A 22,556-nucleotide genomic window follows, 5' to 3' on the forward strand; every position below is an offset into this window, starting at 1 on the left:
TCCAAATTTTATTGAATAATCTGGTGGCAGGCCTGACAAGGCCCCCGGTCTTTGTGCGGTGCCGGTGTGCCCGCCCGAATGGCCGGAGGTGGCAAAACGATACCGTCCGGATCCGGTACTATGTGGCCAGTTGTACCGATGGCATGGCACTGGGTACAGGGTCCACGATAGGGATGCGGCATGATTTCCCCAGGGAGAATCATCGGCGCGGTCTCCACCTGCGCCTGACCAAGAGAGTTCTTGGCAACCAGGAGAAAATTTTGCACCTTGCCGGCACGATAGACGGTAATGGTGGCACTTTTGGCCAACTGAATTCGCAAGGTGGCGGACTTCAACTCTTCCAATGTACGAATCCGCTGACTGTTGACCGCCAGAATGACATCCCCTGCCAACAGGCCGGCAGCGGCAGCATTCAGGGTAACCTCATCCACCAGCAACCCCTCCAGTTCCATCGGCAGACGCAATTTCTTCTTCAACTCCACGGATAGCGGCAGAGCCTCCAACCCTTTCCAGTGCCCCTCCGCCAAACGCGCCTTGGGATTCATGAACGGCTTGAGGGTATCCGCTTGCGAAGCGGGCATCTCGGTACTGGAAGGGGACAAACCTGGGACAGCAAAGGCTGTGGCTGGTGATGCCCCCCGAACCGGATCGACAACCGGTTGAACTGAAGCCACCAAGCCAGACGAAGCAGACGCGGGCAGACTCCGTGCAGAACCCAGACTCCCAGACGCATCAGGTGTTGCCATGGTTGCCACCATGCGTTGTTCCGGGCTCAACCCTGAAAACAGGGCAACGATCCCCAAGGCCATCAGCAGCAGCAATCCTGCCGCAACCAGCGAAACAGGATCCAGTTTCATGGCAGAAACATCCTCACCGCAATGACAAACATGAGAGCCGCATAAATCCAACGCAGCATGTTCAAGGGGATGACCACTGTCAGCCACGCCCCCACCATGCCCCCCAGAAAGGCGCCAGGGGTCAGAATAAGGGCCATGGTAATCGGTGTTTCCAGATCAAAAGAGCCAGACTTCACGCCGTGCCAGAGGGCCACCACCGAGCCGACCAGGGAGGAAAAAAAGACCAGCGTGGCACTGTTGGCAATCGCATTGCGCAATGGCATGCGGGCAATATAGCGTTGCAGTGGCACCTCAATCACCCCGCCGGTGATCCCCAGAATACCACTGACCAACCCCATGGGCAGCCCCAGCACCCCATGCCGGGTCGCTGGGTAGCGCCACGCGGGCACCGGTACAGACTCGTCCATCTGCGTGCCAAAATAGCGCTGCAACCACACCAGAACGCCCGTCTCCTTCTGTTTGCTCATACGGATTTCCTCGTCCAGTTCCGAGGGCTTGCGACGGGTTTCCGCAATTTCCACCAGCATTTTAATACCCAACAACAGGGCAAATCCACCCAGCAGCCACTGGATCAGCATCTTACTCATGATATTGCCAAGGAAATAGCCGGCCACCATACCGGCCATGGCCCAGGGAATCAACGGCTTGCAAAACTCAAAATGGAGCAACCCGTGGCGATGGTAGCGCAGCACCGCCGCTCCATACATAAAAATATTGGTAATGTAGGCAACTGGACGAACCAGCAACAACCCATAGCCAAAAAACCACAGCAGACCAGTGACCTTGATGATCCCCCCACCCATGGTCATCATGCCGCCGCTGATTCCCGATACAAACCCCAGCAGCAAAAGCCCAAAAAAATTGCCCGCACTGTACCCAAAAATGCGCCAAGAGGGAGAGTGGGCTGGATCATTGAGCACAGGGGCAGCCGTCTTCGTGGGCAGTGTGCCTGCAGTAGGATCCAACGCCACATGCTTGCCCAAGGAACCCAGATTGAGGATACCCTGCGCCCTCTGCCACCATTGATCCGCCGTGCGCGACGGTCTGGGCGAGACGACAGGAACATCGGCGACAGCAGAATCGGCGACAGCAGGCTGAACCAGCGCAGCAGCGCCAGTCGACGGCACCATCTTGTGAGCAAAGGTGACTACCTCCTGAAAATGGGTCACCAGAACATGGGCCGGCACAGCAAACCCCTGAATCGAACCATCCGGGTTTTGCACCGCCAGGTTGATGCCGATCAGATGACCATGCTGGTTGACCAGAGGACCGCCGCTTTGCGCCCAATGAAAAATCGAGTTTGTTTTCATCAGATGGGTCAAGCTCAGATCGGCCACGGCTACAGGGGATGTCAAGTCCATGCTCTCAACCACACCGACCCGTTCAACAGCGTCGGTTCCGTAAGGATCACCCCATGCCTGAACCAATTCGCCCACCTGAGGCAAGGGTGATTGACTCAAGGCCGCATAGGGAAAGGGATCCTGTGATATGATCTTGATCAAAGCCAGATCATGTTGTGGAACCACCTTGACCGTTTTGGCAGGATATTGTCTCGGCCCGAACGGAGTGGAGACACGCACCTGGATCTCGCGCAGATTTTGAATCAGATGCTGGGCGGTGATGACATATCCCTTGGGATTGACCAGTACACCAGAACCTGCCGAAACATAAGGACTCACCCCATTTCCAGATGCCTGACTGATTCCCGAAATGTTGACAACGGTAACCCTCAATGGGTTGGGATCGGGTTGTGCCATTGCCACGGACTGAGCAACCACATCGCCTTGAGAGGCGCTGCCCGCCATGGCCACGGAACCATCCTGGTGCCCCAGACTCAATTGATTGCGATGATCCCGCACCAGATGGATCCCCCAGGCCACCGTGCCAAAAAAGAGCAACAGCAGCAATACGGCAGGCACCCGCCAGGATTGCCGACAGAAAGGAACCAGACGGGATGAAGAATCGCGGTATCTCATGTCAGGTGATCACCAGAATGTACAGGGATGAAATCCCCAAAAAAATGGCCGCCACAGGCACTCCCCACTGCAGATAACTCCGAAAATCGAAACGGCTACCTGTGACCTGCTCTTCCCTGGGCAGGGAACGGAGATGATTGGCCATAAAACTGGCCGCAACCGGGCCCGCCGTGGCACCACTGAGTGCTGCCGAGGAGCCGGCCAGAACCCCCAAAGAGAGAGACCACCAGACAGCACTACCCGGAAAAGTGACATTCATGGCCTGGGCCACCGGCACTAAAAAGGCCGTCGAGGGACCGGCGTTCAGAAGCGGGGTGAGCAGCGCGGCCACCCACATCAACACCAACAGTGACAGGGTCGCATTGCCATTGCCCAACGCCACGATCATCGCATGCACTCCGCCCAGCACACCAGCGGCCTGCAAACCACCAACCATGATGAACAAGCCCAGGAAAAAGAGCAGATCGCCTCCACTGACAGCCGCAAACAACTCCTGTGGCGGAATCCGGCCCAGTACAATGATCGTCAGGCCGGCCACAAAAGAGAGCAGCGCAGGACGCACCCCCAATAGTTGCGCCAGAAAAAAACTGAACAGCGTCACCACAAAAACGCTCAAGCCAAGGCGCAGCAGATAGCGGTCCAAACCATCTGGATGCGTTGGGCCCACCGGAGACTGTGCGCGCACGGTTGTCTGAATGGTGGTGAGATCGTCCGAAGCGATCCTGGCCTGGGCTATGTGTGCATGCCGTTGAAAAACAATCAACACAGCAGCAAGCAATACCAGACAGGGCACCATCATGCCGCCAATGAAGTCATCAAAATGGAGGCGCGCCGCCGCACCGATGATCATGTTGGGAAAATCCCCAACCAAAGTGGAGGCACCGCCCAGATTGGAAGTGATCAACTCGGCCGCCACAATCGGTGCGGGATCCATCGACAGCGCCCGGCAGACAATCAAGGTCAGAGGAACCATGATGATCATCACCGAAAGATTGGTGAAGGCCAGCGAGAGCAGATAGGTACTCAGGGTCAACAAGACCACAATCAGCAACGGGTTGCCACGCGAGTAACCCACAAAACGGCAGGCCAGGTAATGGAACACACCGGAACGAAACAAACAATTTGAAATGAGCGACATGCCGAACAGCAGGGCCAAGGCGTCAAAATAGATGGCTGAGAAGGCCAACTTCAGCGAGTAGAACCCTTCCGAGCTACCAATCAGCAAAAAAAGCAATGCCCCCCCCATCATGGCCAGCCCCCGATTCACCAGGTCTCTCTGAACCAGAACAAACAGGAGTACAAACAGCACCAAGGTCACCACTGCCGGAGTCATCAGGATGAACCTCCAAGAGCATCCGTTGCCTGTTGGGTCATTTCCATCTGCTGCCGCAGTTGCACAATCTCTTTGTGAATATAATCAAATTCAGCAACAGAACCGCTTGCGGACTTGAAATGGACGCTCACGTCACCTAAATGGGGTACCATACGGACCAACAAATCTTCAACCCACAAGCTGATCTCTTTGCCCTGTTCTACGGTCAACTCAGGATCGACACCCACCACCATGGAGACCCAGATTTCCTGCCCCACCCGCCGTGTACGAACATCCTCGACGCTTTTTACCCCGGCTACGGTAGCAGCCAGCTCACGAATTTTATGAACAAACTCCTGAGGAGCCGAGGCATCCATCAAACCTCTCACGGCGTCCCAGGTAATTTTGGTTCCCAAATGGAAGAGATCCACGCACTCGCCAACAGCCACCACCGCATCAAGCCATGGCAAATCGAGATAATGGGAACCGATAATGCCCAATGCCACTGCCAGGGACGAATAGGCATCCGATTTCTGATGGTGGGAAAGCACACTGACCATGGGGCTGTTGATCTGGTGCGCCACACAGCGTGTGTAATACCAGAGAAACAAGTTGGCGGCGACGACAAAGAGGGCAGCCCACAAGGCAATCATGTGGGGAGCCTGGTGTGGTGCACCATTGAGCAGCTTATCGGCCTCAAAATAGACAAACACGCCTGTGATCGTCATCATGGACAAGCCAACGCACAGGGAAAAGAGAAACTCCGCCTTGCCGTGACCGAACTGATGCTGTTCATCCAAGGGTTGCTTGGAAAACTTGAGCCCAAGGATGATCAAGAAAGAGGTCAGCACATCCTTGGCCGAGTACAAGGCATCCACCAGCAGAGCCTGGGAACCGGAGATGATCCCAACAAACACCTTCAGGATGGAGATGGCCAAATTGGCAATCAAACCAATCCAGCCAACCGAGTGATAGCAGACAACGCACTGGGGATAGCTCATGAACGGGGCATCCTCTCCTCACGATCAAAAACCGGATAGACCGGAATCACAGGTCTTCTTTGCGCCGGTTGCGCAGAGCGCGTCGCGCCAGATGGCTGACCGTCGCCACCACAAAACCGCAGATGAAGGCCCCCGATATAATCAGAATCAGGGGAACCTCAATCGGCGGTCCAAAAATGAAACGGATCTGGGCCGGGACCATGTTCTGGGTCGCAAAGATGAGCAGCAACAAGGAAAGAAGCAGGGATACAAAGGGTTTACTCACTGTTCATTCCATCCCCATACCCGGCGCGGCATCCAAGACCATCCCATCTGAACTTCATCGGCCCAATTGTCCATGACGGAAGTCACTCATCCATCCCCCTGACCCAGGTCCGTACCCTGAATTTGCGAACACGCCAACCTCTATCCTGCTGCCATTCAGGAGCGAGCCCGTACACCAACCCAGGTACTGCTCAGATAGACTCCGCCCATTTACCAATCAACGGCAACTTCCAGGCCCTTCCCATAAAAACCGAGACGAGGCCAATAACCGAGAATGCAAAACAGAGCAGACCAGACAGGTTAAAGAAAATCGCCCCAACGCCAGGGACCACCAGGCTGTAGATGGCCAAAACCTCCCACATCCACAACATGACCCCCTGACGGGCGTGGAAACGCACATAGGGATTGTCTTTGTTCACCAAAAAAGGCACCAGGGAGAGGATTCCCAGGTAACTCAAGGCAGCCATCATTTTGGAACCCAGGCCCGCAGGGGCATTCAGCGTCGTTTCCATATCGAATTCTCCGTAATTCTCCAGCAAAAGAGGATGAGAAGCCTGCTCACGACTGCTTCACGGGACGTGAGACCTGACCAACCTGCTCCCAGTATTGCGGCGGCAACTCCATCGCCAGTTTCAATGCCCCAGCCCCACCGCAAAAATCGGGATCCGGCACCGAACGCACAATCACTTCGCCATACTGGTGCATCTGCTGGCAAATCATCGCATCCAGACTACGAATATGGGCACCGCCACCCGTCAAATAGATGTTACGCAACGCCTCTTCCTGATCCTCTGGGTCAAAGACCTTGATCAGGGATTGCAAATGCTCGACTATCTCTGACACCACGGTTTCGCAGGCGGTACGCACTTCGCGTGTCAAATTGCAGGTGCCAGGCTTGCCGGCAATGCGCACGTTGACAATCACCTCCTCCTTGGGCGTGCCAACAAAACCATACTGCTCCTTGATTTTGCGCGCCAAGTTGTTGGTCATCTGCACATCGGGGTAGTTATCCCGGATCAGATTTTCAAGCACCAAGTCGATGTAATTTCCAGCCTTCAACACCGTAACCTGCTCATCCCCGGAGGGAATACTGCCTTTCATGGCACAAATATCGGTCGTGCCAGCACCGATATCGATCATGATGGCATTGTTGAGTTGATCGATCTCGTAGGCAGCCATGAATGGCTCGGAAACCACCATGGAAAGGTCAAGCAGCTCCTGAGTGATCTTCAGTAACTGGTTTTTGTTGAACATGGAGGCCCTGGCCGGCACCCCCAACACGCCATAGATGCGATCTCCAGGTTGGGGATCAGCCAGGTTGATCACATGCTGGATCAACAACTTGGCCGACTCGGCCGCCTGATCGTTGGCCTCCTTCAACACCCCATCTTCCAAGGGATAATGGATATTCAGGTATGACTGGCGCTTGAGGGCCTCTTCACCAATAATGTGGGCCTGGTGCATCAGTTTGACACCGATGATATCTTTCGGATAGCCGACCACGGAACGCACCATCGCCCGGGCCCCCCGGTTCGACAACACCATGGTCCGTGAGGTACCCAGATCGATACCAAGCAGCAGTGGGCTGCGTTCTGCTGTTTTCATTTTGAATCATCTCCTCTCACCAATTTGATGGACAGAAACAATCGAACCAGGAAACTCTCTTATTTTTTGGTAGAGGAGTCTTTTCGAGCTGGTTTGAAAGCCCGGTAGAGTTCTCCCACAGCCCCCACCACCGGCATCACCACGATACCCACGGTCCCAATCACTACATTACCACTTCCCTTGACGATATCCGTCACACCACCAGCCAGCCCTCGCACCCCACCAGCCAAACGATCGGCGGCACGACTGGTACCCGTGGGCCGCGGTGGTGGCAACTCCTCCTCTGGTTCCTGTACAGGTGGAGGAACCACCTTCTTCACCTTGCCGGTTACCCGCTTGGAGGTATGGACCACGGCACCGACCATATCCCCAAGAGCATTATAGATACCTGTACCAAGGGACTCCACCGGAACCACCCCATCGCCGTCCCGTGAGGAACGACGGTGTGACCTCTGTTGTTGGCCAGCCTCTGCAGCAGCCTGCGCTGTCTCTGCCTGCTCCTGCTCCAACTCTTCCACCTCGGGCAACTCTTCCTCATGCGTCTTTGCCGAGACCGGCACAACCGGCTCTTCCGAAGGCTGCGGCTCCCCTTGCAACTGGCGCAAAAAGGCCTCGATCGCTTTGGCCTGATTGGGCGTTGGAACGGACTCCTGTTTCTGACGAAGACTGGGAGTGGCCGTTCGTGGTGAAGGAGGTACCAGACCACCTGGCGAAATCGACTGAACCGTCTCATCCCCTTCGTCCGCAGAGACCGCCTGTTGCGGCTGGCTGACGGCGTTCTCCTCTTCCTCAGGGGCCGGTGCAGTGGACACGGTCTCTTCCACGATCGTCGCTGCCGGAGACTCTTCCTGTGCCGGTTGGTCTGCGATCGCATCGGTTGCCTGACCCTCCTCCGTGACCGCCTCAGGAGCCACGGCAGAAGCTGCAGACTCAACCGCTTCCGCCACAACGACACTCTCCTCCTCGACGACAACCACAGGCTCCTCGACGGCAGCAGACTCCGGCGATTCTGTCACGGGTTCTGTGGGTGCGGGCTCAGGTTTGGCCATCACCTGCACACCCCGCATTTTGTACCCCTCGTCCAATTTTTTGGAGGCGGCATCGCGAATCATTTGCAGCACGCGCTCTTTCTCTGCCGCTGCCACATAGGGAGCCTTGTGCGGGAACGGTTTGGGAGCCTCTTCCACAACGGGCACCTCCAGCGTACCGGCCAACTCAGCCTCCTCGGCAGCTTCCGTCACCTGGATGACCGGATCTGCAACCGCAGCCTCTTCCACCTCTCCCTGGCTGTCCACATCCGCCATTTTGGCCTTATTGCGGGCCATTTCCGAAAAACCATCGGCCAGCTTTGCCATCTCCAATTTTCTCTCTGCAACCACCGATCCAGAGAGAGGCTCCATCACCGCCGGAACAACCGCTTCTGCCCCGGATACAGCCGACTCCTCTGCCAACGAGGTAGATTCCGTCGTCGCAGCTTCGATAACAGGGGGCACATCCTCCGTCACCACGGAGAGTTCGGCCTGAGGCGCCTCCTCCACCACCGCAGACTCAACTACTGGGGCCTCGGCCTCCGTTGGCAACGACTCCAGTGCAGGTGGAAGATCTCCGGCCAAAGCAGCGGCATCAGCCACAGCAACGTCAGGCTCGATCTGCTCAACCGCCTCATGTACCACCTCGGCAACCGCAACTGATTGCTCACCCGCAGACTGTACGGTCTCGCTGCCTTCTGCTTCCACCAAAGCTGCGGCAACAACCACTTCGGAAGAAATCTCTGCCATCTCTGCCTCCACTGATGGCGACTCTCCACCAGCAACTACGGCAACATCCTCGCCAACGACCACCTCACCACCCGACTGTTCGACCTCTTCAGCCATGGAGGCAAGCACACTGAGGCTCGCCAGAAAACCGGCATCCTCTTCCGCGTGGCCTGCAACCTGTTCAACCATGATAACCTCCGTCTGCAGGGATACACCTTCAACCTGTTCGTCATCCTGGTGAGAAGGCTCTGAAACACCAGCCGTATCTGCGTCAACCTGGGCCTCTTGCTCCGCAGAAGCACCGCTCTTCAGCTTATCGTCAAGCTGTTTTTGCAGAACATGGTCCAGCCCCCTTGCCAGCACATCCATGTCCATCTCGGCTGGCGGTTGCTCAGACCCACCGTTTTTTTTGTCCGACGGGGAGCGCTTCGACCCATTTCTGGTTGTCCCGGAACCTTGCTTTTGCTTATCCATCCATTTATCTCCCGATCATTCGCTAACCTGGCAAATTAAAATGGCAAAACCACCTATTTCAGAGTGACAAACATGCGCTTGCCGTCCCGCTCCACATCCAGCAAAATGGTTTTTGCTGGAGCAGACGCCTTGATGGCTTGATCCAATTGCGCATTGGATCCGACAGGCAAACCGTTGATCGCCATCACGACATCATTCATGCGTACACCGGCCACATCAGCCGGCAAACCGGGGTCAGTCTCCTTGACCACCGCCCCTTGCTTGCCCTTGAGAGCGGGATTCTTGGCTTCTATCGCCGCATCAATGGGGTTCAGTTCCATACCGTTCCATTCAAATTCAGTCGGAACAGCGGCAGCGGCTGGCGCCGCTGCCGGTTTGCCAGCAGACGGTACCACAGTTTGATTAACCGGAGGCGTACCAGCGACCGATGAAGGAACTGCAACGACCGGGGCAGAGGTAAGGCGCAAGGAAAAGTTTTTCCGCACTCCTTCACGTAACACAGAAAATCTCACCGTATCCCCGGTGGTATAGCCTCGCAGACGACTGACCATCTCTTCAGGGGTGCGCACCCAGCGGCCATCCATCTTGAAAAGAATATCACCCGTCAGCAAACCCCCAACGGCCGCGATAGAACCATCTTGAACGCTTTGTACAAACACGCCATTGGCAAACGGCGGCTTGAAACGCTGGATCAATACAGGGTCTAACGCCTTGAAAGCAGCTCCCATGACGGTAACCGTGGGCGGCACTATTCCTGTCGTCGCAACCGGGTCGGCTGCAGATGGAGCGGCCAGAGCCACATTCAGCCCACTGGCACCGCTCGGCATCCCCTGAAAGGCGGGCTGACGAACCAAGGTGCCATTCAAAATGACATGGCAACTCTCACAAGCCCCCCGGTCGCCGTGCGGCGCTACCGAATTGGCCGGAATGGGGGGTGGGGTTGTTCGTCTGCCAGCGACCGGTTGACTTTGCCCGGCTGATGCAACCGTCATGGCGGGTGTCACTTCGGGAACGGTTACCACCTCGGCAAGAAATTCACGCACCGCATTGACCGGAACAGCAAAACCAACACCCGAGAATGCCTGGGTGGGCGAATAGATGGCGGTATTGATCCCAACCACATAGCCATAACGCGAAACCAGCGGACCACCTGAATTGCCCTGATTGATGGCTGCATCCGTCTGCAGCAAATCCTTATGGATGACACCTTCGATGGCTACCGCTTTACGGGAGCCAGAGACAATACCCTTGCTCACCGTTTGGTCCAAACCAAAAGGACAGCCCACCGTAATAACGGGATCACCCACCTGAATCAGATCACTGTTGCCCAGAGGAGCAGCCTGAAGCGGCAGAGGGGTATTGATTTTCAGAAGTGCCAAATCGCGCAACGGATCCAGGCGCACAATATCCGCCGGATAACGCTGGGTACCTTGGGGATTGAACACCGTCACGAAAATGCTCTTGGACTTTTCCACCACGTGGAAATTGCTGATGACATAACCATCAGATGACACAATCACTCCGGAACCGATACTCTCCATGGCAACACCGGAATAGGGGCTGGCAAACTTCAGGTTGTTGTCAGGAGGAACCGTCGCCAAAGGGGTAGATCCCGTTACAGGCTGTTGTTGAACAGCCGACACGCCAGCCGTCTGGGCAAGGGAATTGCGATCCTGAGTACTCACGCTCACGACACTGGGCAGAATTGATCTCACCACAACCGCAAAGGACTCCTGATCGGCGGGCAATGCGGCTGTACTGCCTGGGCGGCCTGGCCAGAACGCGGCGGGCTGGGCTGTCCCCATCCCTGGCCGCAGGCTCTGAATGGGGGTACCTGGAATTTCGGAAACGGCCTGCAAACCATTCTGTCCGGCGTTGCGAGTTGTTTTCAGCACCTTCTGTGTTTTCTCTGAGTCAATGCCAATTTCATCGAGAAAGCTGTTCATATACCAGTAGCTGCCAACCAGACCCGCCACGGCCAGACCACCGACAATCAGCAGATACTTGCGGTATGCAAGACCGCATTCAACACCCTTGCTGGAAGCGAACGTAGACATCGGAGTCTACTCGCCAGCACGAGGAGAATTTTCCATCAACTCGGCATCCGGTTGTTCTGGTGATGCGCCACCATCACGCATCTTGGTCAGCCCGGCTCCCAGAGCGACCAATCCGAGAACGAGCAACACCATCGGCACAAGGCCACGAAGCACCTCGACCACCGACCACCACCAGATCGATGCTCCCCACAACCCCAACGCCACCGACAGCAACCCAAACACGATTGTAGGCATGATCAGCCCTTCCTCCCCACAGAAACTAAACGGACGACAAACCTTCCCCCCTAGACGACACACCTTCATCGGCGTCCAACTTCATAACGGCCAACGCATAACCAAACAGCAGCAAATTGACCACACCTGTAAAGATGAAAGGTGCTGTTGGACCGATCCAGTCGAAGAGAATTCCTCCCACCTGCAGGAAAAAAATCACCCCGAAGCAACCAACCGTATTGAACACACCCAACACGGAACCGCGAATTCCATCCGGAGCCAAATCCAGGACCAAGGTCTGAGGAAGCAAAATGCAACCCGCCTGACCGACACCAATCAGAAAAACCGGTACCAGAATCCACCATGAGAACGGATTGAACACCAACCCCATGGCCGCAAAACCGAGTGCCGAAAGAAACAACCCGATGGCCATAGCCGGAACCCGACCGATACGGATTGTCAACCAACCCCACACGGGAATCGAAACCAAAACGACCACACCCAGCAGGCCAATCACCAAACCTGCCCTGGAGGCTGCCTGAGCATGGGTTGTTTCCGTAACCAAGTCGGCAAAATAGATAAACCAAGTCATCAGAAACAGCCCAACGATCACCATATCATTGCGAGAGGTCAGTGCCGAGAGAAAGCTCAACCGGATACCCCGTTTATGCTTGACCAGTTCCCACACGTCCTGGAACGGGAAGCTGATTTGTTCACGGGGCTGTGCTGTTTCGACCAGCATCCGTCGTGAGAGCCATGCACCTGCCAACGCTATCAGGGCGGCCAACCACATGGTGACGGTCAGACCGGCCCGTTCGGCAAACTGCATCAGCACCGCGTAGACCAAGGTCACCCCAAACGCCATCATGAATCCGACATTGGCCAACTGACGCGGGCGATCCTCAACATTGCTGTAGTCACCACTCAGTGTCGCCACCTGGGGCCACACCATCGTGCCCCCCACGGACATCAACACCCGCACCACATAAAAGACGACCAGCGAATTGACCCCCAGAAAAGCGGCGATGGACAAGTCAAAGGGAGCAATCAGCGCCGTGATGCCAGAGAGAAGAAAGCCATAAACGAGCAATGGCACCCGACCGACACGGTCGGAGACATAGCCCAGATATCCGACCAGTACCAGATCAACCAACTCGGTGATCACCTGGATATTGGCATTGACAAACCCGGCGTTGTCACGGGCCAAACCATGCACCACGCTCAAATAGAGCGGCTGTACAGCAACCACCAGCGTCAGGAAAATCATTCCGAGTGCAACCACCAGATACAGGGCATTATGCTGGTGTTTCAGGAGCAGTTCTCCCTCTGCGCTCTGCTCACGGGACTCCGCCGTCTGGAACGGCGAAAACTTGGGAGAGGGCGAGGCCATACCTACTGCCTCCCCTCCCCAAAGAGGGTATCGGCCACCCCGGCAATGAAAGGAATCTTCCAGGATTGATTCAACGCCACGGAAACCAACCCGAAAAGACTCAGGAAGGCAACCAGCACTGTCGAAGTACTGAACAGGTAAGGGCCGAGACCGGGAAAATGCATCACAAACATGGACAACACTCCCCAGACCCACAACACCAATCCCTGGCGTGCATGAAAGTCCACAAAGGAATCGCCTCGGTTGAACAGCAGGGGAACGACACACAAAACCCCCAGGTAACTGAACGCGGCCATCACTTTGGCTTTCATCGCAACCCCACTCATCCCGAACACTCCCTGACTAGCTGATGGCATCTTCCAAGGCTTCTTCCTCCACGGGACGTTTCATGTAGCTGTGGATACCAACACCCACAGCCGCGATGGCCGCCACCAGCAGGATTGGACCCAAGGCACCCAGCCCCAGGCCAAGGCCAAGACTGGTACCCGAACCGGTCCAGATTGTTCCACCCGTTGCAATCCCCTTTGCCCCAACCGCTCCCACGGCCGCTCCGGTGACACCCGTCGCACCCAGGGCCGTTTTTCCTCCCACGGCAGCCGCGCTGCCGGCTGCTCCGGTCACGCCGGTGTTGGCACAAACCATCCCCTTGCCGACCGCCGCACCTTTGCCAGCTGCAACACCTTTCCCAGCCACGGCAGCACCACCCTTCCCTGCTGCCGGGCAGGCACCCAGGGCACCTTTTCCTGCGGCCCCTTTGGAGGCACTGGAAGAGGCCTTGGCTGCTGCCGTTTCCATCTCCTTCTCGGTGACACGCATGCCCATCTGCTGCATGGCCACGCCGGTACCCGCCGCACCCTTGACGGCAGCCCCACCCATACCCTGGTGCAGAATCAGCCATTTTCCGGCCTGAGCGGTACCAATGGGCGCCTTGCCAACTGTCACGGTCTTGCCAACCAAAGCTGAAAGCTGACCGGATTGCCGGGCCCCCTCAAGCTTCAGCGCCACCATGTTTTCTGCTCCACCACCAGCAACCGGCTTCAAGAAAATCCAGTTGGCCATGCCATCTCCGGTGGCCACTGTGCTACCCACCGTGAAGGACTGACCCGCCAGCATGGGCACCTGGGCCGCCTGTGCGGCTCCACTTAACTTGAACATCATTGTCTCTGCTGCCATTGCGCAACTCCCTGGAAAAGGCGGTAACAAAAAACCAAACGCCAAGCCTTGTACCCTGGCGAGATCTTCCGTGACAATTCCCACGGAACACCAAAACTCTATTACGTGTCAAAACCGTAAAGCAAATCAATCCACGTCAGCCAAACTCCAACGGCCAAAAAGGCTGCGTATCACCACGAACAGCCAACTGACCAAACCCCGTGGACCAGACGCTGACCGACCCGATACCTGACATCGTCGGAAAGGTATGCTAGAGAAAAGTCGATTATCCGTCAACTGAAAAAATGATTTATTTCCGGTATAATCGCAAAGAAAGATACCTTTCACAGGTGCAATACAATCGCGATCTGATATTAAGAAATCATTTGAAACTGATTCTCAACACATAATAACTCAACGAAAATCAATTATTACCCCCCCCCCGACAGCACAACCATTATGAAAACAGAAGTTGCTAAAAAATATTTTAAGTGTAGCAATGAAATCATTATTTATTTTTTGGTCTCCCTGGCAATTCATCAATGGACTCTCGAAGAGTGGTCAGCAACATAAGCAGCTTGTCAACCACGGCCACAGAAAAAGGGAGTGCTTTGTCTCGGAGTTGAACCAGCATCCCCATCATACCCTCTCCAGCCTGCACGACCTGGGTCAACTCCAGGAAACCAGCCACACCGAGGATGGCATTCAGGCGATGGAGTGCCTGGTGCACGCGCTGCGGTTGTGCGGCCAGACCATGATCTTTCAGATGGTAAAAGTCGGTCTCCAAACCCGCCATCTGACGATTGGCTTCCTGTATGAAAAGCCAAAGCTTTTCATCTACCCTTTTCGGTTTGCCAACCAACCAGGCGATCAAAACGTCACGAGCCTTCGCCTCCACGCTCTGCCAGGCTGCTGGATGCGTTCGTGGATCTCCCAATGTTTTTACCAAAAAATCACGCAGGAACAGACGCAGTTTCTCTTCAGGATCGCTCTCTGCAAAAGGACGCAACAGCACCTCTGCCAGGCGGGCAGAAAATCCAGTCACTACCTGTTGAAGCCGACCTTGCGCATCCCGAAAGCCATGCAGCACTGCTTGCAGTGTGTTGAGAGGCAAACTGTTTGAATCCGCATGGAGTTCCATCAACTGAAGAAAATGGTCCAGACTGCGACGGACAAAACCTTGCCCGATCAACTCCCCGTGCAACCCAGCCTCCTGGCAAAGAGCGAAGAAAGAGGTTTCCCCTCGAAGGATTTCCTGGGCAAACAGCTCCGGCCCATTTTCCTCCAGCAGATGGAAACGCACGCATCTCCTCCAGGCCATCGCCAGTTGAGGATGTTGACTCTGTTGCAGATGGTGGCGCACCACCGTTCGCCAGTCCATCGCCCGTGCACCTTGGGGATTGTGCAGCAACAGATTGTGCAACAAAGCTCGCACCGTACTGCTGCTTGGATTGTTCGCCAGCCAATCCCGCCAGGCAAGGAAAAAGGCCGGTTGCTCCGCCAGCACCTGATCTGTTTCATCCGCTGCAAAAAGATACCACGGAACCTGCCGCAGATGACGCCTGCCAACACCAGACAGTGAGTGGTGGGCAGCAAAATGCTCGACCAGATGTTTGCGGCTTTCTTCCAAAGTTTCACGAGCAATCGTCTGCACAACCTGATCGGCCAATTGCGTCGTCAAACGGTGATGCGCACGCGCCACCGCGCTGCCCTGGTCCATCCAATCCGCAGGAAAAATAAATGGGAAAGAGACCTTGGCCAGGGCGCGTTGCAGACTCATTTCAGTGCATCAAGTGTGCGCGTCAAACCATCCAACGCGTCAAAGATTTGTGGGATGGCGACAGATGATTTGGGATTGATCAGAAAAAAGCGCAGGTCAATACGCCTGTTGGCTGGATCAGGGGTCGGATTGTCATGGGCGACCACCGGCCGGTAGGCACCATAGCCGCTGATACCAAAAACCGGTTGGCCAGCCTGGTTGCGCAACTCCGCCAGCAGGGATTGATTATCGCCCCCCCCCATCAAGGTTGCAAAAGTCTGGATGGCGCGCATGCCGGAAAGGTGCAAATTGTTGCTGTGTGGATTGGCCTTGCTCAGGGGAATATTGTCGGTATGTCCTTCGATAAACACCGCATCCAGAGTGCCGGGATTCCACCGGCGATCATCGCAAAAACCGGTACGAACCGCACGATCGACGCTTCCCGCATAACACGGCAGATGGCGTTCCAATACTCGTGCCAACCGACGCAGATTCTCCTCCCCCTCCGGAGTGAATTGCGCCTTGCCGGAAGGAAACAAAATTTCGTTGGGCAAGCGCAAAATGCCATGGTTTGGGTCAATAAACACCTTCAGATTTTCCTGATGCTGCAAATCGTCCTGCAGATCGGTCAACAATTGCGTCAGCAGTTGCCGGGTCTTTTCCTGGCGCTGCTCCATCTCCTCCTTGAGTCTGGAAGAGATGGTCCGCAACTCCACAACCCCAGCCTCCAGCCTTTGCAGTTTTTTTTCCTGTTGCTCCCGCTCCCTGATAACCTCCCGTGACTCCTTGTGATAATCCTTTTCGGTGGAGACCATGTTGAAGGCAAAAATGACGAGAATCACGATAAAAACGTACAACAATGCCGACATCACATCGCTGATGGCAATGGAATAGTCATGGGAGGTGTACTGGGGTGCGCGAGACTCTCGGCGACGCTGCTGATACATGAGGAGAATCCGCTACTTCACACTGGAAAGGGTATTGGCGATCACATCCATGGCCTCGTTCAGTTCATCCAGCTTGCTGTTGAAATCGCTAATGGTCACACGCAATTGATTGGAAACGCTTTCCATATGCTCGTCTACACCACCAATAAACTCGAGAATCTTTTCAGAAGAAAACTCTCTCAGGTCACTGTTGAGGTTGGCAATTGTCTGTTGCATGGCTTTGTTTTCACTACCAAACCGGGAAAGTTGCTCGGACCAAACCTTCTCCAATTGCCGCTGCATGAGAGCCACTGTCGATTTCATGCGCTCCTGCGCCTCGCCAATCGCAGTAAGGGTCTCCTTCGCCTCTTCGCTGGTGGTATCCTTTGCAGAAGTGATGGCACCAGCCAACCTGTCCAATTTGCCGAGCGTGCCATGGATCTTATCGCCGGTCATGGCAATTTGTATCGAAGCAGCCTGCATGGGCTGGACCAATGAACCAGACATCTTGTCCAGGAAACCGCCCATGGTGTCATTCATGTCATCCAATTTGCTTCCCAGATCGGTAATATTGTAGCCCAGCTTCTCGGTAATCCCCCCCATATGCTCATCCACACCGGCAATGAACTGCAACGCCCGGTTAGAAAATTCATGCAAACCATCATTCAGTTGCGTGAAGGTATGGCCCAGCACGGTATCCAGATTGGTGAAACGGTTCTCGTAGTTCTGCCAGACAGCCCGCAGTTGTTCATGAGACTTGGCAATGACCATCAGGGTTTGCCGACTGGTCTCCTGGGTGGCATTGAGGGAGAGCGACAGGGCCTCCATTTTTTCCGTACCGGCAGCCAGTTTCTCTCCGGCCACCGCAATCATCAATGCGCCTGACTCCATGGCCTCAGCCAGTTGGGCAAAACGGCCCTGGGTGAGTTCCAGATTTTTGGCAAAGTCGCCCACCCCAACACTCATCATCTGGCGGTTCTCGTCTGCACGCTGGGCAGACAACTGCATAACCTGCGCAAACCCCGGCACCATCTTAACCAGTTCATTGACTGATTGCCGGAACGAGGCAGTGGCGGAATGGAACCCCTCCTCCCAGTCCGAGCGATCCTGCACCAGCGCCTGCTGCGACTGCAGAATGACGGCCTGGGACTCCTGCTGGCCATCGTGCAGAATCTGGATGGCAGCAATCTGATTGGCCTCCAACCGCTCCATCGCCTGGGTCAGCGAGGCGACTGTCCCTTCAAAACGTTGCAAGAACCCCTGCAAGAGACTCATCGAGGCAGAAGCGGGCTCCCGTGCTCCCGCATTGGCCACAAGCAGACGCTGCATCTCCTGCTGGGCCGCCCGTATCCCGGTCGAGGCTTCCATAAGCGCCTCAACCGATTGGGCAAAGTTGGTCGACAACGCATCGTTGGCACGATGGACCCCCGTGACCATATCCGCATTGGTGGTGGTCAAGCGATCCAAAGAGGTGGCAAACAGGCTGGCCATGCCAATAGAGGTCTGCTCCAACTGCTGCCCGGCCTGCAACAGTTTTTCACCCGCCTCCACCAGGGAGGTGCTGATGCCAATCGACTCCTCGCGCAAATTGCCGGAAGCATGCTCGACCAGTTGCGACAAGGAGGAGAGCAGCTCCTGATGATCGACAGCGCCGGGCGCACTCTCCTGTCGCGATTCGCTGATGCTGGCCAGTTTGTCGCCCAGATTGACCTGCAAACTTTCCAAACCGGACAATAAATTCTGGCTGACCGCAATCAGTTGCGGCACAGAACCCAGGACGCGCTGCATCTCGTTCTGGACAGCCAGCATGGCACTGGAGGCTTGGGCAAAATTCTGCAACGTGGCACCCATCTCACCTCGGAAAGTGAGCGAGGAGTCCTGCAACAGGGCGGCCACCTCTTGCTGGGCCTGCTTCATGCCACTGGCCACTGCCGCCAGATCAGCGGCCGTCTGCTCCATGCGACCGGCAAAACCGACCGAAGAACTGCTCAACACACCCGCCAACTCCGTCTGGGCCGCTTTCATCCCGGAAGCCACATCAGCCAGGTCGGCTATGGTGCGCTCCAGACGACCGGCAAGACTATCCGAAGAGTCCCTCATCTGGTTGGCAGAGGCCATCTGCGCCGCATTGATGCCGGAAGCCACATCGGCCAGATTGGCCAGTGTCTGCTCCAAACGCCCGCCCAGACCCGAAGAGAGTTCACGCAACGACCCCACTGTTTCCCGCTGCAAATGCTGCATTTCGTCCGCCATGCGCCCCACATTGGCCACCATCTGACCCAACAGGCTCTGCGTATCCCCGGAAACATGGCGCCAATTCTCCGCCAGAGCCTGATTGGAGTCGGTCAGAGAGTCCCGCAACCCTTGTGAACTGTCGCGGAAGGTCTGTGTCAGATAGTCATTCTGTTTTTCCAGAGTGGCCTGAATGCGCTCCATGGCCTGTTCCAATACTCGGCCAGCCCGCTCCACCGCCTCTCCCAAGAGGGAATGGGTCTCCCCACTGGCTTGACGCCACCCTTCGGCCAGCGTCTGGTTGTTGTTGGCCAGCGCCCCCTGCAACCCTTGCGACCCTTCTGCAAGCAAGCGGGTCAACTGTTCGCTCTGCCGCTCCAGAGAGGTACTGACACGATCCCCCACCTGCTCCAGAACACGCCCAAGCTGCTCTATCGATTGATCCAGCAGGGAGTGGTTCTCACCGGACGCCTGCCGCCAACTCTCCGCCAGAGAGTTGTTGGTGCTGGACAGGGAGCTCTGCAACGCCTGCGAACTCTCCTGCAGAAGGCGGGTCAACTGTTCATTTTGTCTCGCCAGAGTGCTGTCAATGCGGGAAACACCTTCGGCCAGGATACGGCCTATCTGCTCCATCGATTGGCCAAGCGCACCCTGGGCCTCGCCAGAGGCCTGTTGCCAATTCTCAGCCAGCGTCTGGTTGCTGCTGCTCAACGAATCCCGCAAGCCCTGTGAACCCTCCTGAAATGCCCTCCCCAACTGCTCGCTCTGCCTTTCCAACGTGGCATGGATACGGGCCACACCCTGTTCCAGCGCCTTCCCGACCTGCTCCACCGATTGCCCAAGCAGGTTCCGCGTCTCACCCGATGCACGCTGCCAATTTTCGGTCTGCGCCGTGTTGGAGCCAGACAACGCCTCCTGCAACGTGTGAGAACTCTCTTTGAGCAGACGGAACAGTTGCTCGTGTTGCTTCTCCAGCGTGGCATTGACGCGGGCAGCCCCCTGCTCCATGGCACGACCAAGCTGCTCCACCGATTGGTTGAGCAAGCTGTTGGTCTCCCCGGAAGAGTGACGCCAGCTTTCGGCCATGGCACTGTTGGTATCGGCCAGAGATCCGCGCAACTCCTGGGAACTCTCTTTGATGGCCTGGGTCAACTGCTCGTTTTTGGCCTCCACCAACGACCGCGTCTCTGTCAGGGATTGACGAAGAAGTTGGACAATCTCTTCCAGGATCTTCGAAACCTGCGTATTCTGCCTGTCCAGTGTGGCATGCAGGCGACCAACACCCTGTTCGATACTGCCAACACCACGTTGCGCATCGCTGTGTATGGCCAGAATCTGGTCATGAATCAGGCTGGGCAAGCTCTGCAGACCAAGCAACGCCTCGGTGAGGGCGTGCAGACGCTGCTCCAAGCCACCCACTGAACTGTCAGTCACCGTCTTCATTTGGGTTGAGATGGTCTCTCCCATCGCATGCAACGATTGCTGCATCTGCTCAGACGCAACCACGCCTCCGGCCCTCTGACTCTCCTGCCATCGCTCCCAGGCGGCCAACTGGGCCCCGTGAGCGGCCAATTGACTGTCATGCTGCTTGCGAAGATTCTCGTTCAAGGCATGCAAGGCCAACTCGATACCAGACAGCTTGTGAGAAAAGCCGCCCTCCAACTTTTCCATCAAACCCGTCAAAACCTCCTGCAGGCCCGTTTGCTGGGACTGTTTCTGGTTTTCCTGAAATTTGACCAGCAGCTCAAACATTTTGCCCAAGGCTGGCGCCAGACTGCTGCCGATCTTGGATTCGATCTCCCGGGCAGAGGCCCCCGCTGGTTGGGCAGCCATCCCCTGCATGATCTGACTCAGTCGTTGCAGTTCGCCGAGTTGATCCGTCTGGATGCGACGAATTCTGGCCAAATCGGCATTCTCGGCAGGAGCCATCTCCAGACAGGCTTCAAACAACCGACTGAACCGCCGCAGCAACAAGCTGATCCAATGCTGGCGCCGCTTCTCCAGCACGGAAAAGAGAATGGACAGGCCGATACCGAAAATGGAGGTAATAAAGGCCGTTGAAACCCCTCCCATCAGCGACTGCATGGCCAGAACCATCTCCTGGGGACCAGCAGAAAAACCATCCCGCGCCAGGTAGATACCCGATACCAGACCAACAAAAGTGCCGAAGATGCCACCCCCGGTCAAAAAGCCGGGTACCGCATCAAAAAGGCGGGTATTGATATGGGAAAAATAGAGACTGCGCTCGTTGAAATAGAGGTCTGGCTCCGCTGTCGTCCGAATTGGTCTTCCCGAATCGACAGCAGGCAATTCAAGGTGTTTGCTGAACTCACCCCATGCTCCGGCAAACAGGGCCATTTCGGGGCCCTCCATGCCGGCCTTGAACTGCGCCCAGTTGTTGGCAAAACGTTGCTTGCGAGCGGGGTCCGACGTCATGCGTTCCCGCTCGGAAAGCGCAGCAGAGTCATCACTGCATGTCTGCAACAGACGCATGGCGGCCTTGACCTGCCGGCCTATCCGTCCTGTCTGATAAAAAAAGATTGCCAGACTGGCCAGAAAACCGCTGATGACCAAAAACGCCAAAAGAAAGTGCCCGGTGTGGCTGGAAATAAAGACAGCAAATTCTAACAATTCGGCCTCCCTTGTGCGGGATTATACTATGAATGTGCCGTAAAAATGGTCAAACAGCCGGAAAAGCGTGCGCCACAATGCCCAGGTTGGTCGGCATGGTACTCCATACCCGGAGATCGTTGCCGACAGACTCTTCAAAAGCAATCTGCCGTTGTTCATTTTGTACCACCATGGCCGGGTAGCGTTGCAGCAGGGTAATATGTGTCCCCGGCAACAACCCCAGCGCCATCAGTCGGTTGAGTCGTTCTGGATCATCTGTCTCCAGGGAAGCAATACGGGTCGGAACGCCCACATCCATCAGAGAAAGCGGCACCAAAGCCGGTTTGATCATCACCTCTCTCTTCTGGCAACAGATCCCCTGCGGGATGGGCATGCCCCGAGGCGATAGCGCCGGATGTCCCAACAAAGTACAAATGGCATTCACCAATTCGGGTGCCAACAGATGCTCAAATTCACATGCAGCGTTTTCCGTTTCCGCTGGCTGTTTGCCCAGTACATCCACAATCAACCGCTCTGCCAATCTGTGGCGTCGCACGATATCCTCGGCCCGACTTTTCCCTGCTGCAGAAAATGCAAGATTCTCTCCCTCTACAGAGAACATGCCGCTCTCCGCTTGCTCTCTCAGAGTCCCCTCATAGGCATGGTCCTGGTCAGCCTGGCGTAGAGCGGTCAGGGTCAACTCTTGTCGTTCATGGAGCCGCCACAGCATCTCCAGCAGTTCATCCAACGGCACAGAACAGCTATGCATCGTATTCTCTCCTCAGACAAACAGCCGCAACAGATGATTGATGGTTCCCCCAACCAGAATGGCAATGGCAATAATCGCCAGGTTGGTCGATACAGCCCAGCGCACGCCATACTCCTTGAGCATCACCTCCCCTCCCCAAAGAGGGTATCGGCCACCCCGGCAATGAAAGGAATCTTCCAGGATTGATTCAACGCCACGGAAA

Annotated in this window: 18 protein-coding genes; all 18 read right to left on the bottom strand. The window is 55.9% G+C overall.

Annotation, left to right across the window (positions count from 1 at the left end; translation table 11 throughout):
• Positions 1–8: 8 nt before the first annotated feature.
• Entirely contained in the window at positions 9–857 is an 849-nt protein-coding gene (gene mamP / locus EJP87_RS01560) for a magnetosome magnetite formation protein MamP (protein ID WP_130470107.1), read from the bottom strand.
• Positions 854–2,833: a magnetosome protein MamO gene (gene mamO, locus EJP87_RS01565; protein ID WP_130470108.1), complete on the bottom strand. Its 1,980-nt coding sequence runs from the start codon at positions 2,831–2,833 to the stop codon at positions 854–856. The genes mamP and mamO overlap by 4 nt, the downstream gene beginning before the upstream one ends.
• Before the next feature lies 1 nt (position 2,834).
• A complete protein-coding gene (gene mamN / locus EJP87_RS01570) occupies positions 2,835–4,166 on the bottom strand; it encodes a magnetosome biogenesis transporter MamN (RefSeq protein ID WP_130470109.1) in 1,332 nt (443 codons plus the stop codon).
• Complete coding sequence (mamM, locus tag EJP87_RS01575; protein ID WP_130470110.1) at positions 4,166–5,146, bottom strand: magnetosome biogenesis CDF transporter MamM; 981 nt, start codon at positions 5,144–5,146, stop codon at positions 4,166–4,168. Before mamM ends, mamN begins: the two co-directional genes overlap by 1 nt.
• Before the next feature lie 46 nt (positions 5,147–5,192).
• Positions 5,193–5,411 carry a lipopolysaccharide assembly protein LapA domain-containing protein gene (locus tag EJP87_RS01580; RefSeq protein ID WP_130470111.1) on the bottom strand — a complete coding sequence of 73 codons (219 nt, stop codon included), beginning with the start codon at positions 5,409–5,411 and terminating at the stop codon, positions 5,193–5,195.
• 190 nt (positions 5,412–5,601) lie between these two features.
• On the bottom strand, positions 5,602–5,922 hold the full coding sequence (locus tag EJP87_RS01585) for a DUF4870 domain-containing protein (RefSeq protein ID WP_130470112.1): 321 nt from the start codon (positions 5,920–5,922) through the stop codon (positions 5,602–5,604).
• A gap of 46 nt (positions 5,923–5,968) precedes the next feature.
• Positions 5,969–7,015 (bottom strand): MamK family actin-like protein, encoded by a 1,047-nt coding sequence (mamK, locus tag EJP87_RS01590; RefSeq protein WP_130470113.1) that lies wholly within the window; start codon positions 7,013–7,015, stop codon positions 5,969–5,971.
• Positions 7,016–7,074: 59 nt separating this feature from the next.
• Positions 7,075–9,246, bottom strand: a complete 2,172-nt coding sequence (locus EJP87_RS17580) for a hypothetical protein (protein ID WP_130470114.1) — start codon at positions 9,244–9,246, stop codon at positions 7,075–7,077.
• A gap of 53 nt (positions 9,247–9,299) precedes the next feature.
• Positions 9,300–11,303: a trypsin-like peptidase domain-containing protein gene (locus EJP87_RS01600; RefSeq protein ID WP_130470115.1), complete on the bottom strand. Its 2,004-nt coding sequence runs from the start codon at positions 11,301–11,303 to the stop codon at positions 9,300–9,302.
• Positions 11,304–11,309: 6 nt separating this feature from the next.
• The gene (gene mamI / locus EJP87_RS01605; RefSeq protein ID WP_130470116.1) at positions 11,310–11,537 is read right to left on the bottom strand and encodes a magnetosome protein MamI; all 228 of its coding nucleotides are present in this window, start codon (positions 11,535–11,537) and stop codon (positions 11,310–11,312) included.
• Between the two features lie 25 nt (positions 11,538–11,562).
• Positions 11,563–12,906, bottom strand: a complete 1,344-nt coding sequence (gene mamH, locus EJP87_RS01610) for a magnetosome biogenesis transporter MamH (RefSeq protein WP_130470117.1) — start codon at positions 12,904–12,906, stop codon at positions 11,563–11,565.
• Positions 12,907–12,908: 2 nt separating this feature from the next.
• Complete coding sequence (locus EJP87_RS01615) at positions 12,909–13,232, bottom strand: magnetosome magnetite crystal formation protein family (RefSeq protein ID WP_130470118.1); 324 nt, start codon at positions 13,230–13,232, stop codon at positions 12,909–12,911.
• A 16-nt stretch (positions 13,233–13,248) separates the two neighbouring features.
• A complete protein-coding gene (gene mamD / locus EJP87_RS01620; RefSeq protein WP_130470119.1) occupies positions 13,249–14,079 on the bottom strand; it encodes a magnetosome protein MamD in 831 nt (276 codons plus the stop codon).
• A gap of 487 nt (positions 14,080–14,566) precedes the next feature.
• Complete coding sequence (locus tag EJP87_RS01625) at positions 14,567–15,838, bottom strand: EH signature domain-containing protein (RefSeq protein WP_130470120.1); 1,272 nt, start codon at positions 15,836–15,838, stop codon at positions 14,567–14,569.
• Positions 15,835–16,764 carry an OmpA/MotB family protein gene (locus EJP87_RS01630; protein ID WP_130470121.1) on the bottom strand — a complete coding sequence of 310 codons (930 nt, stop codon included), beginning with the start codon at positions 16,762–16,764 and terminating at the stop codon, positions 15,835–15,837. The genes EJP87_RS01625 and EJP87_RS01630 overlap by 4 nt, the downstream gene beginning before the upstream one ends.
• A gap of 12 nt (positions 16,765–16,776) precedes the next feature.
• Positions 16,777–21,606 carry a hypothetical protein gene (locus EJP87_RS01635; RefSeq protein WP_130470122.1) on the bottom strand — a complete coding sequence of 1,610 codons (4,830 nt, stop codon included), beginning with the start codon at positions 21,604–21,606 and terminating at the stop codon, positions 16,777–16,779.
• A gap of 49 nt (positions 21,607–21,655) precedes the next feature.
• Positions 21,656–22,354, bottom strand: a complete 699-nt coding sequence (locus tag EJP87_RS01640) for a metal-dependent transcriptional regulator (RefSeq protein ID WP_130470123.1) — start codon at positions 22,352–22,354, stop codon at positions 21,656–21,658.
• Positions 22,355–22,366: 12 nt separating this feature from the next.
• Positions 22,367–22,556, bottom strand: a 190-nt coding sequence (locus tag EJP87_RS18295) for a hypothetical protein (protein WP_227657400.1), incomplete at its 5' end; no start/stop codon positions are given.

Source organism: Candidatus Magnetaquicoccus inordinatus (assembly GCF_004217665.1).
GTDB classification, from domain to species: Bacteria; Pseudomonadota; Magnetococcia; order Magnetococcales; family Magnetaquicoccaceae; genus Magnetaquicoccus; species Magnetaquicoccus inordinatus.

Coding starts and splice junctions, on each gene's coding strand:
- EJP87_RS01625 (WP_130470120.1), bottom strand. CDS start 15,838: ATGAGTCTGCAACGCGCCCTGGCCAAGGTCTCTTTCCCATTTATTTTT.
- EJP87_RS01600 (WP_130470115.1), bottom strand. CDS start 11,303: ATGTCTACGTTCGCTTCCAGCAAGGGTGTTGAATGCGGTCTTGCATAC.
- mamN (WP_130470109.1), bottom strand. CDS start 4,166: ATGACTCCGGCAGTGGTGACCTTGGTGCTGTTTGTACTCCTGTTTGTT.
- EJP87_RS01630 (WP_130470121.1), bottom strand. CDS start 16,764: ATGTATCAGCAGCGTCGCCGAGAGTCTCGCGCACCCCAGTACACCTCC.
- mamD (WP_130470119.1), bottom strand. CDS start 14,079: ATGGCAGCAGAGACAATGATGTTCAAGTTAAGTGGAGCCGCACAGGCG.
- mamK (WP_130470113.1), bottom strand. CDS start 7,015: ATGAAAACAGCAGAACGCAGCCCACTGCTGCTTGGTATCGATCTGGGT.
- EJP87_RS01640 (WP_130470123.1), bottom strand. CDS start 22,354: ATGCATAGCTGTTCTGTGCCGTTGGATGAACTGCTGGAGATGCTGTGG.
- EJP87_RS01585 (WP_130470112.1), bottom strand. CDS start 5,922: ATGGAAACGACGCTGAATGCCCCTGCGGGCCTGGGTTCCAAAATGATG.
- mamH (WP_130470117.1), bottom strand. CDS start 12,906: ATGGCCTCGCCCTCTCCCAAGTTTTCGCCGTTCCAGACGGCGGAGTCC.
- EJP87_RS01615 (WP_130470118.1), bottom strand. CDS start 13,232: ATGAGTGGGGTTGCGATGAAAGCCAAAGTGATGGCCGCGTTCAGTTAC.
- EJP87_RS17580 (WP_130470114.1), bottom strand. CDS start 9,246: ATGGATAAGCAAAAGCAAGGTTCCGGGACAACCAGAAATGGGTCGAAG.
- mamI (WP_130470116.1), bottom strand. CDS start 11,537: ATGCCTACAATCGTGTTTGGGTTGCTGTCGGTGGCGTTGGGGTTGTGG.
- mamM (WP_130470110.1), bottom strand. CDS start 5,146: ATGAGCTATCCCCAGTGCGTTGTCTGCTATCACTCGGTTGGCTGGATT.
- mamO (WP_130470108.1), bottom strand. CDS start 2,833: ATGAGATACCGCGATTCTTCATCCCGTCTGGTTCCTTTCTGTCGGCAA.
- mamP (WP_130470107.1), bottom strand. CDS start 857: ATGAAACTGGATCCTGTTTCGCTGGTTGCGGCAGGATTGCTGCTGCTG.